Below are 15,575 nucleotides of genomic sequence, written 5' to 3' on the forward strand. Positions count from 1 at the left end.
AGCAAGGATGCCAGGGAAACCAAATGCAGCTACTCTTTGGAATCTTCATCGCGCCCGTTGCCGTCGTCGGGTTGCTAGCAGCCTGGAAGGCGGCCTCACCCGAGCCGGCTGCGGGAGCCTCGGAACTGGCAACGTTCAGGCGTAGCGCCATCATTACCTTCTTGGCGGCAGCGGCGTACGTCGGCCTGTTCGCTTTTGCGGCCGTCATCAGCGAATTCGATGGACTAGGCAATATACGCGATTTGGAAAGGTCGATTCTTCTGATCGGCGCCGGTGGCGCGGCAACCTTTGCATTCTCGGTTCTCAGTGTCGGAGGCTACACCGTCGCATACTTAGTTTTCGAATGGTTTCGCCGCCGATCAATCTGATCGGCTTTGCTAACTGTCTAAAGCAAAAGCCCGCAGGTTTCCCCACGGGCTTCCATTCCTTACTCCCCCTCGCCTCAGGCGGCGCGGGTGAAGAGCATGTCGTCGACCCTTTTCTGCGCGCCCGCAGCATCGACGCCGGAGACGGCGGCGATTTCGCGGGTCAGGCGGTCGAGGGCGGCCTCATAGAGCTGACGCTCGGAATAGCTCTGCTCGCGCTGGTCGTCGGTGCGGAAGAGATCACGCACCACCTCGGCGATCGCCATCAGGTCGCCCGAGTTGATCTTCTGTTCATATTCCTGGGCGCGGCGCGACCACATCGCCCGCTTCACCTTGGCCTTGCCCTTCAACGTCTCGAGCGCCTTCGTCACCATATCGGGGCTCGAAAGCTGGCGCATGCCGATCTCGGTCGCCTTGTGGGTCGGCACGCGGAGCGTCATCTTGTCCTTCTCGAACGAGATCACGAACAATTCGAGCTTGATGCCCGCGATCTCCTGCTCTTCGATCGACATGATCTTGCCGACGCCATGCGCCGGATAGACCACGAAATCATCGGGGCGGAAGTCGGATTTCTTCACCTTCGTCATTCAGTCCTATCCTCGTACCTGTCCTGCACCGACAAAGAAACCGAACGCCGACGAACCGCCGCACGCAGGGTTTGAACCGTGTCGCTGAAAAGGCCGCCGTTGCCGCAGCAATCGGTGGCCCCCATGTGCCCTCATCCAGTTGTAACGAATATATAGCAGAAAAATGGCCGTTCCAAAAGGTCCACGTTACCCGAGCGCCAGCGGTTTCGCGCGAAACCCGGCGCTCGGGAAGCGATCGAGCCCCGAAAAGCGGCCATGACGCTGCGGAAGGCGGTGGCCGCAGCGAATCAGATCAGACCTCGTCAGTCGCCGCTGCCGGCCGCCTCCGAGAAGTACTTCTCGCGCTTGCCGGTCTCGCCGTCGCGTGCCTCGGCCTCGGGCAGCGGGTCCTTGCGCTGGGTGATCACCGGCCATTGTTCGGAATATTTCCGGTTGAACTCGACCCATTCCTCCATCGCCGGTTCCGTATCGGGGCGGATCGCGTCGGCCGGGCATTCGGGTTCGCAGACGCCGCAGTCGATACATTCATCCGGATGGATGACCAGCATGTTCTCGCCTTCGTAGAAACAATCGACCGGGCAGACCTCCACGCAGTCGGTGTATTTGCAGGCGATGCAATTGTCGGTGACGACATAGGTCATGGTGGGCGTCCAGAAAGCTCTTGTCGCTGCTACCTAGCCCCGGACGCCGGATCATTCAAGAAGGGAGCGGGCCGGAGCCTGCGGGAAAGAAAGATGTCGGTCGGGCGCCCGTCACGGCGGAAGATCATTCGCCCGGCGACGGCTCAGCCGGATCGGAGGTTCCGCCGGCCTCGGCGTAAAGCGTGCGCGCCTCGGTCGCGGGGCCGCGCCTTGTGCCGCAGGACAGCACGCGGACGACACGTATCTCGCGGTTAAGTGCAAAGGTCAGCACATCGCCCGGGCCTACGGCGTGGGCAGGTTTCATCACATGCGCGCCATTCAGCCGCACATGGCCCGCCTCAATGAGCGCCGCTGCCAGGCTGCGGCTTTTCAGGAACCGCGCCTGCCAGAGCCATTTGTCAAGGCGGATGCGGCCTTCCACAGGGATCAGAGCTTGTCGCGCAGCCCCATCAGCGCGGCGGCAAAGGGATTGTCTGGGTCGATGCGGGCTTCGCGGCGTGGCGCCTTGGCTTCGAACTGGCGGGGCTGGTCTTCGCGGCGGTCCCGGCCGGGCTTGCCCTTGGGGCCGCCCTTGTGGTCGCCCCGCCCCTCGCGGCGGTCCTTGCGCTCGCCCTGCGGGCGGTCGTCGCGCTTCTCGCGTGGCGCGCCTTCCGGGCGCGGGCGGCGGTCGCGACGCTCGCCACCTTCACCCTCGGTTCGGGGCTGGCTCGGCTCGCGGCCCTGATCGCGACGCGGCCCACGGTCGGGGCGCGGGCGGGGTTTCGGCGCCCAGGTGAAAGTGTAGAACACCTCGGTTTCGGTCACGGTCTGGATAGCGACCTCTTCCTCGGTGATCGGGTTCACGGGTTGATCGCCTTCGGCGCTTTCAGCGGCAACCGGCTCGGCCTTGACCTTCTCGCGCTCGCCGCGTTCGGCCTTGTAGCCAAGGCCGCCCATCAGGTCGGCGAACTGTTCAAGTGTCATGCCGGTGATCGACAGCATGTCCGGGATCGCCTCGAACCCCGCGCGGCTGTCCTTCTGGCGCAATATGTCGGCAAGCCGTTCCAGCATGTCGATACGGATCGCGCGCGCGCCCGCCGGATGATAGCCCGCAAGCACGTAATTGCCCTTGGGCACGTCCGGCAGATGCGGAATGGTCACAAGGCCCGGCGGCGGGCTGGTCAGGAACTCCGCCTGATCGTTCGCAAGCGACCAGAGGAGGAGCCTCAGCCGCGTCGGTGCGGGTTTCAGAAGCGCGGGCAGGAAGATCGTATACTGGCCGAAACGCACGCCGTGCTTGCGAAGCGCCCCGCGCGCTTCCTGATCGAGCGCTTTCACCTCGTCTGCCACGCCTTCGCGCGGCAGGACGCCCATCTGCTCGACCAGGCGGAAAGCGAAGCCGCGGGCAAGGCCCGTCAGCGTCTCGTCGCGCCCCATGGCCAGCAGCGGCTCGAACGCGGCGGCGATCTTGCGGTCGATGAAATGCTGCAAACGCCGACGGACCTTTTCGGCCACGTCATAGCCTGCTTCTTCGTCGACAAACGCCTCGACCTGCGGCTTCATCGCATCGGCGCCCTTCACGAGCTTGCCGACGGCATGCGCGCCCCACATCAGACCGCCCTGATCGGTGAAGTCGAGTTCGGTATCGGGCGCGTTGTAGAACCGGTCGGCCCTGAGATGGAATTCAGGGCGCAGCGCCTCGTATGCCGCCTGTTTCAGGGTGCGTCCCTCGTCCGGCGTGGCGCTCGCATCCCCTTGGAAGCGGAAGCCTTCCAGACGGCCGACGAACTCGCCCTCGACCGTCACCTCGCCCTTGTCGTTCACCTCAGCCACAAGGCTCTCCTTCTGCTTGAGCCGGCGGAGGAGAACGCTCGTCCGCCGGTCCACAAATCTCTGGGTCAGCCGCGCATGCAGCGCATCCGACAGGCGGTCTTCTACCGCGCGGGTTTCGTCCCGCCAATGGCTTTCATCATCGACCCATCCGGCACGTTGCGCAACGTAGGTCCATGTCCGGATATAAGCCAGACGTTTGGAAAGCGTATCGATGTCGCCCTCCGTCCGGTCAATGCGCTTGATCTGTTCGGCCAGCCAATCGGCGGGAACACGCCCCTTACCCTGCAGGTAGTCGAAGATACGGGCCAGAAGCGTCGCGTGTTCGTTAGAGGAAATCGCGCGGAAATCGGGGATACGGCAGACATCCCACAGAAGCCGCACATCACGCGGCGCCTGCGCGCGCTTGCGGATTTCGGGCCTGTCGGCAAGGCTTTTCAGCGCCAGAAGATCGTCTGCATCGCGGCCCCGGACCAGCCATTCGCCCTTTGGCGAAGTTTCCAGGGCGCCGATCAGCCGGTCGACCGAGCCGAAATCGAGATCGGAAGACCGCCAGCTCAGCCTTTGGATCGGCGAGAAACGGTGATTTTCGATGGCGTCCACGATTTCATCGGAAATGGGCGAGGCCTCGCCCGTCACCCCGAAGGTGCCCGGCGCCATGTGCCGCCCTGCCCGACCGGCAATCTGCGCCAGTTCGTGCGGGAATAAAGACCTTATGCGGCGGCCGTCGAATTTCGCGGTGGCTGAAAAGGCGACATGGCCGATATCGAGATTGAGCCCCATGCCGATCGCATCGGTCGCCACAAGAAAATCGACATCGCCGTTCTGGTAGAGCTCGACCTGCGCATTGCGCGTACGGGGGCTCAAGGCCCCCATTACCACCGCGCAGCCGCCCTTCTGGCGGCGGATCAGTTCGGCGATGGCATAGAGGTTGTCGACCGAGAAAGAGACGATGGCACTGCGCGACGGCATGCGGCTGATCTTCTTCGATCCGGCGTAGGAAAGCGTCGAAAACCGCTCCCGCCTGAGGAACTGCGCCTTCGGCACCAGCGCGGCTATGGCCGACCGCATCGTGTCTGAACCAAGAAACAGCGTCTCGTGCAGGCCGCGCGCGTTCAACAGCCGGTCGGTGAAGACATGGCCGCGCTCGGGGTCGGCGCAGAGCTGGATTTCGTCCACCGCCAGAAAATCGGCGCCGATATCGGTGGGCATCGCCTCGACCGTGCAGACCCAATATTGCGCGCGTTCGCCGACGATCCGCTCTTCGCCCGTCACCAGTGCGGCGACCGACGGCCCGCGTGCCGCGACGATCCGGTCATAGACCTCGCGGGCCAGAAGCCTGAGCGGTAGACCGATGACGCCCGTGCGGTGTGCCAGCATCCGCTCAATCGCGTAATGGGTCTTGCCGGTATTCGTCGGTCCGAGGACCGCGGTGATCCTCGCTTGCGCGTTCATTGGGCCCGCTCCTAAAGTTCGGTGCCCGAGAGTTCCTGCTCCAGCGCCTCAGCCGCCTGACTTATGCCGTCCTGATGCGGATGTATAGCGAGAGAGGCGCGGAAGGCCTTCAGCGCCTGCTCCTTGCGGCCAAGCTCCTGCAGGATGAGGCCAAGGCCGGAAATGGCGCCGAAATGGCGCGGCTCCAGCGCGAGGACATGCTCGATATCCGACACCGAAGGGCCGAACCTGCCTTCAAGGAAGAAGGCGGTCGCGCGGGCATTCCAGCCCTCGGCGAACTCCGGCGCCTGATCGGTCAGGGCGGTCAGATGTTCGATGGCTGCGTCGAAATCGCCAGCCTCCATCGCTTCCTGTCCGCGCTTCAGCAGAAGGTCAAAGGCAGGCGAGCCCGACTTTTCCCATTCGGCGAGGATCTGATTCTGCGCCCTCTCCCATCCCGGATTGGCCGGATCGGCCAGCTCGGTGAACAGGCGATTCATCAGCGCTTCGTGGCTTTCCTGCTGCGCAAAGGCCGAATCCAGCAGAAAAATCGCCATCACCGCGCCCCAAAGCGACGCAACGATATGTTTGCGATAGTGAGACAGGCTAAGCATAACGACATCAATCTAGCGCAATCGGGCCGGAATGCGAGAGCGCTGGTCATCACAAACGGAGGAAGAGGCATGAGCACGACGATCGACAAGGCGGTGGAGACCTTGAACACCAAGCTCGCGAACGGATTTGCAGGATCGGCCAAGATCGTGATCAAGGACGAAGGCGCGATCATGCTGGACGGCAGCGGTGCGCGCGCAGGCGACGAAGATGCCGACGTTACCCTGACGGCGAGCGCGGAGACCTTCCTTGGCATTCTCGACGGCAGCGTCAATCCGACGGCGGCCTTCATGATGGGCAAGCTGTCGGTCGACGGCAACATGGGGCTGGCGATCCAGCTCGGCTCCGCCCTGTCGTGACCGGGGCCGGCACGCCAGCCGACATGTCAGGCGAGGCGCCGTTTCATGCCGATGTGGCCGAGGCGCCGGGCGGCGTTCTCTGCCGCTGGCTGACGGCTGCCGATGGCGTGCGCATCCGTGCCGCCTTCTGGCGGGCGGGCGAGAAGGGGACGGTGCTCCTCTTCCCCGGCCGCACCGAGTATATCGAGAAGTACGGGCCCGCCGCCGGGGAATTCAGACGGCGCGGCTTTGCCATGGCGACGATCGACTGGCGCGGCCAGGGCCTGGCCGACCGGCCTCTGCCCGACCGGATGACCGGCCATGTCGGCCGGTTCCGCGACTACCAGCTCGACGTTGCCGCACTTCTGGCCGAGGCGCGCGCGGAACGGCTGCCGGAACCCTATTTCCTCGTCGCCCACTCTATGGGCGGCGCCATCGGCCTGCGCGCGCTGCATGAAAACCTCCCGGTGCGCGCCGCCGCCTTCTCGGCGCCGATGTGGGGGATACGCATCCATCCCGGCCTGAGGCCCGCCGCTTGGGCGCTGTCGACCCTCAGCCGCCCGGCGGGTTTCGGCCATTCCTATGCGCCCGGCACCTCGCCGGTGACCTATGTCGCCGAGGCGCCCTATGAGGACAATGTACTGACAACCGATCCCGAGATGTACGCCTTCATGCAGCGCCAGATCGGCGCGCACCCGGACCTGGCGCTCGGCGGCCCGTCGCTCCATTGGCTGAACGAGGCCTTGCACGAATGCCTGGCACTTCGCCGCCTCCCCGCGCCGACCTACCCCTGTCTGACCGCGCTTGGCACCCGCGAACGCGTGGTCGATACCGGTCCCGTCCATCGGGTGATGGCGAAATGGCTGGGTGGCAAGCTCGACATGATCGAAGGCGCCGAACACGAGGTGATGATGGAACGGCCTGCGATCCGCGCGCATTTCTATGATGCCGCTGCGGCGCTTTTCGAACGCAATCGCTGAGGCAGGACGGTCGCGGAGCGCCCCGATTTCTTTCAAAGAAATCGGACCGGAACCTTTGAAAGGTTCAGGCGCGCCAGACCTTCAGACCGGTATCTTCTGGAAGCTCGTCCTGAGCGCCTCGGACCAGGCCTCGCTCATCGCGCGGAAATCCTGATCGCCCGCCTCGATCCGCCGCTCGACCGTCACCTTCAGCGCGTCGCGCGGAATGACCGCCAGATCGAGCGGCATGCCGACCGACAGGTTCGAGCGCAAGGTCGAATCCATCGACAGAAGCACCGCCTTCTGCCCGTCGGCCAGCGAGGTCTCGGGACGGACCACCCGGTCGAGGATCGGCTTGCCGTACTTGTGCTCGCCGATCTGCAGGAAGGGCGTATCCTCGGTCGCCTCGATGAAATTTCCCTCGGGGTAGATGAGAAAGAGCCGCATCGCGCCGTCCTTCCGCTGGCCCGCGACGATCATCGAGGCCGACGCACTCTGGCGCATCGATGCCATCTTCTCGTCCACTGCGGCCCGCACCCGCGACAGCGTGTTGCCGATGATCTCGGCCACCTTCAGCATGGTCGGCGCAATCAGGATCGAGCTGTCGCCTGTCGCCTCGGGGTCTTCCATCGCCTCACGCAGTTCGGCGATCGTGGTCTGGGTGACCGACAGGCTGCCCGCCGTCATGATTACGATGACCCTCTCCCCCGGCACCTCGAAAGTGAACATCTTGCGGTAGGTCGCGATATTGTCGAGCCCGGCATTGGTGCGCGTGTCCGACAGAAGGACCATGCCGTCGTTCAAGAGAAGGCCAACGCAATAGGTCATCTTTTCTTTCCGCCTAGTCCGCACCCGGCCTGATTATTGCTGCTGAGCCCTTACCGCAACCTCAACATTCAGGCTTTCCGTCGCCGCCCCCACGGCAACGCCCCGGATCGGCGCGGCATCCCGCGCGTCGAGGCCCGAGCCAAGCCGGATATAGCGGTCATCCGGGCAGCAGCGGTTCGCCGGATCGAAGCCGATCCATCCCAGCCCGTCGACCCAGACCTCGGCCCAGGCGTGCGCCGCCTCATGCGGCGCGCCGGAGGCATCGGCGAAGAGATAGCCCGAGGCATAGCGCGCGGGCAGGCCTTGCGCGCGCGCCATGGCGATCAGCGCATGGGCATGGTCTTGGCAGACCCCCTCGCCCAGCGCCAGCGCTTCGGCGGCCGTCGTATGGGCCTCTGTCACGCCGGGCCGGTAGGCGATGCGCTCCGATACGGCGGTCGAGAGCCGATGGGCGAGGTCCAGCCCGCCGCTGGCGCCATCGGCCGCATCGCGCGCCAGCGTCAGAAGCGCCGTGTCCGCGACAGTGGCCTCGGTTTCGCGCAGATAGGCAGAGGGTGACACATGTTCGCGGTGGCCACGCAGGATGCCCGCCATGTCGGTCGTCTCGACCGTACCTTCGACGCGGACCCGAAGTTCGCTGATCGGGCCACGAACCGACCAGCTTTCGATCCAGTCGCCAGCCCCGTCGCGGAACGAGCCGCCCTTGGTGCCGCCCTCGACCTGGAGCATCCAGCTTGCCGTGCGCTGCCCGTCGGTGCGCGAGGGCGTCAGGCGCAGGCTTTGCACCGCGCCCCGCACAGGGGCGGCATAATGATAGGTGGTCACGTGGGAAACGGTCAGGATCATCTCGCCTCTCCGCTCAGATACTGATCCTGCACAAGGCTCGCGAGCCCCGCCATCTCGCCCACGAACCGCGTCAGGAATTCATGCAGCCCCTCGTCGAACACTTCCTCTACCGTCAGTTGCGAGAAATCCTGCATCAGCGTCGCGGCGCGGGTCTGGGCGGGGGTCCGACGGTCATATTCCTCGGCCAGCGCGCTCAAGTTTTCGTGCGCGCCGGTCAGCGAGGTATAGAGCGAGCGCGGCATCCGACGATTGAGGATCAGGAAATGCACGACCTTGGCCGCGGTGATCTCGCCGCCATAGGCCCAGTGGAAGGCCCGCTGCGCCGACAGCGCGCGCAGCAGCGTCATCCATTGATGGGTATCGAGGCCCGAGCCCACATAATCGGCCTTGGGCAGCAGCACGTAATATTTCACGTCGAGGAGGCGCGCGGTATTGTCGGCGCGTTCGATATGCGAGCCGAGCCCGAGGAAATGATAGCCGTCGTCGCGCAGCTTCGTCGCGGCGATCGCCCCTCTGAGCATCGAGGTATGGCGCGTCGTCCATTCGGTCAGACGGCTTAGTTCCAGCTTGCCGCGCTCGGTTTTTTCCAGCTGCCGCAGTTCCTGAAAGGCGGTGTTAAGCGCATCCCAGACCTGGCTCGTCAGAGCGGTGCGCACGATCCGGCCGTTCTCTCGCGCGCGCTCGATGCAGGAGGCGACCGAAGACGGGTTGTCGCGGTCGAAGAAGAGATAGCTTTCGATATTGCGCTGGACGGTTTCGCCATATTTGGCGCGGAACCCTTCGGCGGTGCCCGAGGCCTGCAGGAGTGAATCCCAGTCGTCGCGGAAGCCCTGGCCCGCAGACGAGGGTAGAAGCGTAATGCGCGAGCCCACGTCGAGAAGCCGCGCGGTCATTTCGGCCCGCTCCATATAGCGGCCCATCCAGAAGAGGTTTTCGGCGGTCCTACTCAGCATGATCTCACTCCGCCAGAACCCAGGTATCCTTGACCCCGCCGCCCTGCGACGAGTTCACGACAAGCGAGCCTTCGGTCAGCGCGACCCGCGTCAGCCCGCCCGGCACCAGTTCGATCTGTTCGCCCACGAGGCAATAGGGTCTGAGGTCGACATGGCGGGGGGCGACGCCTTCCTCGACGAAAGTGGGCGTCGTCGACAGCGCCAGCGTCGGCTGGGCGATATAGCCCGCTGGGTCCGAGGCGAGCTTGTCCCGGAAGGCCTCTATCTGCTCTTTCGATGCCTTCGGGCCGACGAGCATCCCGTAGCCGCCCGAACCATGGACCTCTTTCACCACCAGTTCCGGCAGATGGTCGAGGACGTATTTCAGATCCTCGCTCCGCCCGCATTGCCAGGTGGGCACATTCTGCAGGATCGGCTCTTCGCCCAGATAGAAGCGCACCATTTCGGGAACGAACGTATAGACCGCCTTGTCATCGGCCACGCCCGCGCCGGGCGCCGAGGCAATGGTGACCCCGCCCGAGCGATAGACATCCATCAGCCCCGGCACGCCCAGCATGGAATCGGGGCGGAAGCACAAAGGATCGAGGAAAGCATCGTCGATCCGCCGATAGATCACATCGACCTTGCGCGGGCCTTCCGTGGTGCGCATCCAGACGAAGCCCGCCTCGACGAACAGATCAATCGCCTCGACAAGTTCCACCCCCATCAGGTCGGCGAGGAAGGAATGCTCGTAATAGGCCGAGTTGAAATGGCCCGGCGTCAGGATCACCACCGTCGGCTCATGGTCGCATTTCTTTGGCGCGACCGAAGCAAGCGTGCGGCGCAGGACCTCGGAATAACTGTCGATCGGCTCGATGCGGTTTTCCCGGAACAGCGTGGGAAACATCCGCATCATGATCTCGCGGTTTTCCAGCATGTAGCTGACGCCCGACGGCGTGCGGCAATTGTCCTCGAGCACATAGAAATCGTCCGGGCCGGTGCGCACGATATCGATGCCGACGATATGGCTGTAGACGCCCTTCGGCGGCGTGAAACCCGCGACCGCCTTTTCATAGGCCTCGTTGCCATAGACCAGATGCTGGGGAATGCGGCCGGCCTTCACGATCTCGCCGCGCCCATAGACATCGACCAGAAAGGCGTTCAGCGCGCGGGCGCGTTGCTTGATGCCCTTTTCCAGCCGCCGCCATTCGCTTTGGGTGAAGACGCGCGGGAACATGTCGAACGGGATCAGCCGGTCGGGATCGCCACCTTCGCCATAGACGGCGAAGGTGATGCCGATCCGGCGGAAAAGCGCCTCGGCCTCCTCCTGCTTCATCGTGCGAAATTCGGGTGGCATGGCCGCGACCCAGTCTTCCAGCCGCGCATAGGGCGCCCGCACACGACCACCGTCGAACATTTCGTTGAAATAGCTTACTGCCATGACCCGCCCCCCGAACCGGCAAAGCCACCCGCCGGTCGGGGAAGTATGGGCGCCAAAACAGCGGGCGGTAAACGGGCAGACTGACTGGTTATCCGGACAATCTGCCTGAAAATCTGATCAGATAGGCGGTTTGAGGCTTAGCCGACAGCGCGACGATAGAGATGCCAGGTAGCATGGCCGAGGATCGGCAGGGTCACCGCAAGCCCCAGAAGCAGCGGGACCGAACCGATCACGAGGCCTGCAACCACCACCGCGCCCCAGGCCAGAACCGGGCCGGGGCTGAGCTGCATCAGCCGGATCGAGGCCGCAACGGCGCGCGCGAGGCCGACATCGCGGTGGACCAGGATCGGGAAGGACAGGATCGAAAAGGCCAAGGCGACCAGTGCAAAGAGAAAGCCAAGCGGGATGCCGATCACCATCATCATCCAGCCGCCCGAGGTGCCGAGCACGGCTGACAGAAAGCTCGTTGTATCAGGATAGGCCGCGCCGCCCATAGTGAATTCATGGACGAACCAGGCGCTGACGATCCAGAGGAAATACCAGCAGCCAAGGCCGAGCGCGAGCAGGAGGATGCCACCGAAGCCCGGCGCCCTTAGCACATTCAGCGTATCGGCCCAGACCGCGCTCTCGCCACGTTCGCGCCTACGGCTGAGCTCGTAAAGGCCAAGCGCCGCGACCGGCCCGACCAGCGCAAAGCCCGACAGGACCGGAAAGAGTAGCGGCAGCACGCCCTTGTTGAAGGCAAAGCCCATCAGGCACAGGCCAATGACCGGATAAAGCAGACAGGCCATGATCACATCGCTGCGGAAATGCAGGAAATCGTCCACCCCGGCCTTCAGCGCCGCGCGAATGTCACCGTAGGTTATCGCATGCACCTCGGGCAGTTCGCGCACCTCGCCCTCGACCGCGTGCTGTGCGGCATGCGCCACCTCGCGGCCCGCCTTGCCGATGTTCTTCGCCCCCCAGGAGAGCGGATTGCCGATCGTCGATACCATGGAACGCCTCCCTCGCGCTTTGTGCTGCCGTCCGTTCATCACGGGCGGCCCTCGGGCGACCGGAAGTGCGGCCTGCCTCAGGCCTCCGTACAACCAGTCTAGCACGAATGCGCTCACCTCGCCTTCACTTTCCCGCAACTCTATGCCGTAGACTTGTCTTTCCGGCGCCCGGCTGCCTATCTAACGTCCGACACAGGAAAGGACCCACCGATGCCCATCGCCCCGCCCCGCCCCGTCTTCGACGCGAATGCAACCGCGGGCGGCGCGCTCGGGCCCCTGCCCGACTGGGATCTGTCGGACCTTTACACGGCCGAGGACGCGCCGGAACTCACGCGTGACATGAAATGGCTTGAGGGCGAATGCGCGGCTTTTGCTCAGGACTATGAGGGCAAGCTCGCCACGCTCGACCCCGCCGCCATGCTCGCCTGCATCCGCCGCTACGAGCGGATCGAACAGGTCAGCGGGCGCGTGATGTCTTACGCAGGCCTGCGCTATTACCAGAACACGATGGATGCAGGCCGGGCGAAATCCATGTCCGACTGCCAGGACCGGATCACCACCCTCACCACGCCGCTTGTCTTCTTCAGCCTCGAATTCAACCGGATCGAGGATGAAGCCTATGTGGCAACCTTCACGGCCGGTCCGGAGATCGCTCGCTACAAACCTGCGTTCGACCGGATGCGCGCCATGCGGCCCCATCAGCTTTCGGATGAGCTGGAACGCTTCCTGCATGACCAGTCCGTCGTCGGCGCCTCGGCCTGGAACAAACTGTTCGACGAGACGATGGCGGGCCTGACCTTCGAGGTGGCGGGCGAGGCGGAACCCCTGAGCCTTGAAGCCACGCTCAACCTGCTGTCCGAGCAGGACAGGTCGAAGCGTGAGGCAGCGTCTCGTGCGCTCGCTGCGGTTTTCGGCAAGAACATCAAGCTCTTCGCCCGCGTTCATAACACACTGGCCAAGGAAAAGGCGGTCGAGGACCGCTGGCGCAAGATGCCCTCGCCACAGGCTGCGCGCCACCTCTCGAACCATGTCGAGCCCGAGGTGGTCGAGGCGCTGAGGAATGCGGTGGTCGCCGCCTATCCGCGCCTCTCGCACCGCTACTACGCGCTGAAGGCCAAATGGATGGGCCTTGAGAAGCTGCAGGTCTGGGACCGGAACGCGCCCCTGCCGACCGAGGAGGTCCGCACCATCGGCTGGGACGAGGCGCGCAAGACCGTGACCGAGGCCTACCGCGCCTTCTCGCCCGATCTGGCCGACCTGCTCACGCCCTTCTTCGACAAGGGCTGGATCGACGCGGGCGTGAAGCCCGGCAAGGCGCCGGGCGCCTTCGCCCATCCGACGGTGACCGATGCCCACCCCTATGTGATGCTGAACTATCTCGGCAAACCGCGCGACGTGATGACGCTCGCGCACGAACTGGGCCACGGCGTCCATCAGGTGCTCGCCGCACCGCAGGGCGAGATTCTCGCCAACACGCCGCTGACGCTCGCCGAAACCGCATCCGTCTTCGGCGAAATGCTGACCTTCCGTGCGCTTCTGGCGGGCGCGAAGGACAAGACCGAGCGCAAGACCCTGCTCGCTGGCAAGGTCGAGGACATGATCAATACCGTCGTCCGCCAGATCGCTTTCTACGATTTCGAATGCAAGCTGCACGCCGCACGGGCGGAAGGCGAACTGACGCCAGAGGATATCAACGCCCTATGGATGTCGGTGCAGGGCGAAAGCCTCGGGCCTGCCTTCGAGTTCATGGACGGGTATGAGACTTTCTGGTCCTACATTCCGCACTTCATCCATTCGCCCTTCTATGTCTATGCCTATGCGTTCGGCGACGGGCTGGTGAACGCGCTTTATGCCGCCTATGCCGAAGGCCTGCCGGACTTCGAAGCCAAATATTTCGACATGCTGAAAGCGGGCGGATCGAAGCACCACAAGGACCTGCTCGCCCCCTTCGGGCTCGACGCCTCGGACCCGAAATTCTGGGACAAGGGCCTTTCGATGATCGCAGGCATGATCGACGAACTGGAAGCGATGGAGGGCTGACGCGGCGTCAGTTTCTGCCCCCCTTGTTTTGTGATGGGTGACGCGTAGTCTCCCCTCGCGAACAACCGGGGGGAGCGCCGTGCGCCATATCATCGTCAAGCTGATCGCCTTCCTGATCGTCGTCGGTCTTCTCGGATTCTTCACGCTCGGCCCCGGCATCGTCGACAAGGGCCAGAACCCGGTCCTTGCCCACGATCCCTGGCCGGTCAGCCCGGCGGCTCAGGCACTGCATGACAAGCTGATCATCGGCGACTGGCATGCCGACCCGCTTCTGTGGGACCGCGACCTGACCGAGCGGTGGGACCGTGGCCAGATGGACCTGCCGCGGCTGATCGAGGGCAACGTGGCGCTACAGGTCTTCACCACGGTGACGAAAAGCCCTTCCGGCCTCAATTACGAGGAAAACTCCGCCGAGGCGCGAGATGACATCACGCTGCTCTTCATCGGCCAGCTCCGCCCGCTCAGCGCCTGGAAGAACCTGACCTACCGGGCGCTGGATCAGGCGCGGCAACTGGCGCTCGCGGCGGAAAAGGCGCCGGAGATGCTGACCATCCTCCGGACGCGTGGCGATCTGGACGCGATCCTTGCCGCGCGCGCCAAGGGCGCCAAGACCGTGGGCGGCATTCTCGGCGCCGAGGGCGGGCATGCGCTCTCGGGCGATATCGCCAATCTCGACAAGCTCTATGATGCGGGCTTTCGGCTGATGGGGCTCATGCATTTCTTCGACAATGAGCTTGGCGCCTCGTTGCATGGACAGGCAGGACAAGCCGAGGGTCTGACCGACTTCGGCCGTGAAGTAGTCAAGAAGATGGTCGAGAAGAAGATGATCATCGATCTCGCGCATGCCTCGCCCAAGATGGCGCGCGAGGTCTTGGACATGGTCGACGTACCGGTCGTGGTCAGCCATACCGGCATCTACAGCCATTGCCAGACGGTCCGGAACTTCCCCGACGATCTGATGAAGGCGATCGCCGACGAGGGCGGTCTGATCGGCATCGGCTACTGGCCGGACGTGATCTGCGACCCCTCGCCCAACGGCGTGGCCTCAGCCATCGTTGCCGCCGTCAATCTGGTGGGCGCCGACCATGTCTCGCTCGGCTCGGACTTCGACGGGTCGGTGACAACGGCCTTTGACACGTCGGAACTCGCTGCGGTGACGCAGGCGCTGATGGATGCGGGGCTGGACGAGACGACCATCGCCAAGGTGATGGGCGGCAATATGGTGGCCTTCCTGAAAGACGCCCTGCCCGAGTGATCGCTTAAGGCGAGCGCACGACAAGCCCCGACCTGGATCACAGCGCCAGCACATCCTCGAAATGGGCGGCCAGATCGCGCAGCGGCAGGCCGGTCAGGTCCTTGCTCAGTTCTGCATGAACCGAACGAGACTGCGGGCCAGAGAGCTTGCGCCTCAGCAGTCCCAGGACCTTGGCCGGTGCCACAAGCACCAGCCGCTCTGGCAGAAGGTCCTGCCATTGCCGGTCCAGCGCCTCGATCACATGGCTGACAAAGGCCTGCCGGTCCTGCTCCTCAATCGATCTGCGGGGCTCAACACCATGCCGGACCTGGCCAGCGGGGCCGTGGTGGGACTGATAGATCTCTCGCTCAGGCGCGCCCATCTCCTCGGGGAACTGCCGGGACGAGAGACCGGCAAGCTCGCTCAGGCCCTTGCCGACACCGTCATTGACAAAAAACCGCGCAACCCGGTCATCAGCGATCAGGATAAGCGTCCGGACAGGTTTCATTTCAGG

16 protein-coding genes are annotated in these 15,575 nt (G+C 64.3%); 5 read left to right on the forward strand and 11 right to left on the reverse strand.

The window, feature by feature from the left end; genetic code table 11:
- Positions 1-23: 23 nt before the first annotated feature.
- On the forward strand, positions 24-368 hold the full coding sequence (locus OU426_RS02835; protein ID WP_267632329.1) for a hypothetical protein: 345 nt from the start codon (positions 24-26) through the stop codon (positions 366-368).
- A gap of 74 nt (positions 369-442) precedes the next feature.
- Here the strand turns inward: OU426_RS02835 and OU426_RS02840 are convergent, their stop codons facing one another.
- From OU426_RS02840 to OU426_RS02860, 5 genes are all read right to left on the reverse strand, one after another.
- The gene (locus tag OU426_RS02840) at positions 443-952 is read right to left on the reverse strand and encodes a CarD family transcriptional regulator (protein ID WP_267632330.1); all 510 of its coding nucleotides are present in this window, start codon (positions 950-952) and stop codon (positions 443-445) included.
- Positions 953-1,254: 302 nt separating this feature from the next.
- Positions 1,255-1,593: a ferredoxin FdxA gene (gene fdxA, locus OU426_RS02845; RefSeq protein WP_267632331.1), complete on the reverse strand. Its 339-nt coding sequence runs from the start codon at positions 1,591-1,593 to the stop codon at positions 1,255-1,257.
- Positions 1,594-1,717: 124 nt separating this feature from the next.
- Complete coding sequence (locus tag OU426_RS02850; protein ID WP_267632332.1) at positions 1,718-2,014, reverse strand: RNA-binding S4 domain-containing protein; 297 nt, start codon at positions 2,012-2,014, stop codon at positions 1,718-1,720.
- Between the two features lie 5 nt (positions 2,015-2,019).
- Positions 2,020-4,857 (reverse strand): helicase-related protein, encoded by a 2,838-nt coding sequence (locus OU426_RS02855; RefSeq protein WP_267632333.1) that lies wholly within the window; start codon positions 4,855-4,857, stop codon positions 2,020-2,022.
- A gap of 11 nt (positions 4,858-4,868) precedes the next feature.
- Complete coding sequence (locus OU426_RS02860; protein WP_420712561.1) at positions 4,869-5,393, reverse strand: tetratricopeptide repeat protein; 525 nt, start codon at positions 5,391-5,393, stop codon at positions 4,869-4,871.
- Between the two features lie 126 nt (positions 5,394-5,519).
- Between OU426_RS02860 and OU426_RS02865 the strand changes: the two genes are divergently transcribed.
- Positions 5,520-5,807, forward strand: coding sequence for an SCP2 sterol-binding domain-containing protein (locus OU426_RS02865; RefSeq protein WP_267632334.1), 288 nt, complete (start codon positions 5,520-5,522; stop codon positions 5,805-5,807).
- A 23-nt stretch (positions 5,808-5,830) separates the two neighbouring features.
- On the forward strand, positions 5,831-6,766 hold the full coding sequence (locus tag OU426_RS02870; RefSeq protein ID WP_267632335.1) for an alpha/beta fold hydrolase: 936 nt from the start codon (positions 5,831-5,833) through the stop codon (positions 6,764-6,766).
- 81 nt (positions 6,767-6,847) lie between these two features.
- On the opposite strand, the gene OU426_RS02875 is transcribed toward OU426_RS02870, so the two are convergent.
- The 5 genes from OU426_RS02875 to OU426_RS02895 form a co-directional block, all read right to left on the reverse strand.
- Positions 6,848-7,573, reverse strand: a complete 726-nt coding sequence (locus OU426_RS02875) for a proteasome-type protease (protein WP_267632336.1) — start codon at positions 7,571-7,573, stop codon at positions 6,848-6,850.
- Between the two features lie 33 nt (positions 7,574-7,606).
- Positions 7,607-8,419 (reverse strand): transglutaminase family protein, encoded by an 813-nt coding sequence (locus OU426_RS02880; RefSeq protein WP_267632337.1) that lies wholly within the window; start codon positions 8,417-8,419, stop codon positions 7,607-7,609.
- Positions 8,416-9,372: an alpha-E domain-containing protein gene (locus OU426_RS02885; protein ID WP_267632338.1), complete on the reverse strand. Its 957-nt coding sequence runs from the start codon at positions 9,370-9,372 to the stop codon at positions 8,416-8,418. The genes OU426_RS02880 and OU426_RS02885 overlap by 4 nt, the downstream gene beginning before the upstream one ends.
- Positions 9,373-9,376: 4 nt before the next feature.
- Positions 9,377-10,792: a circularly permuted type 2 ATP-grasp protein gene (locus OU426_RS02890; protein WP_267632339.1), complete on the reverse strand. Its 1,416-nt coding sequence runs from the start codon at positions 10,790-10,792 to the stop codon at positions 9,377-9,379.
- 137 nt (positions 10,793-10,929) lie between these two features.
- Positions 10,930-11,787 (reverse strand): DUF2189 domain-containing protein, encoded by an 858-nt coding sequence (locus OU426_RS02895; protein WP_267632340.1) that lies wholly within the window; start codon positions 11,785-11,787, stop codon positions 10,930-10,932.
- A gap of 210 nt (positions 11,788-11,997) precedes the next feature.
- On the opposite strand from OU426_RS02895, the gene OU426_RS02900 reads away from it, so the two are divergent.
- Both OU426_RS02900 and OU426_RS02905 read left to right on the forward strand, forming a co-directional pair.
- Positions 11,998-13,827 (forward strand): M3 family oligoendopeptidase, encoded by a 1,830-nt coding sequence (locus OU426_RS02900; RefSeq protein WP_267632341.1) that lies wholly within the window; start codon positions 11,998-12,000, stop codon positions 13,825-13,827.
- A 79-nt stretch (positions 13,828-13,906) separates the two neighbouring features.
- Positions 13,907-15,082, forward strand: a complete 1,176-nt coding sequence (locus tag OU426_RS02905; protein WP_267632342.1) for a dipeptidase — start codon at positions 13,907-13,909, stop codon at positions 15,080-15,082.
- A gap of 37 nt (positions 15,083-15,119) precedes the next feature.
- On the opposite strand, the gene OU426_RS02910 is transcribed toward OU426_RS02905, so the two are convergent.
- On the reverse strand, positions 15,120-15,569 hold the full coding sequence (locus OU426_RS02910; RefSeq protein ID WP_267632343.1) for a host attachment protein: 450 nt from the start codon (positions 15,567-15,569) through the stop codon (positions 15,120-15,122).
- Positions 15,570-15,575 lie beyond the last annotated feature (6 nt).

This window comes from Frigidibacter sp. RF13, from assembly GCF_026626305.1.
Classification (GTDB): Bacteria; Pseudomonadota; Alphaproteobacteria; order Rhodobacterales; family Rhodobacteraceae; genus TMP-24.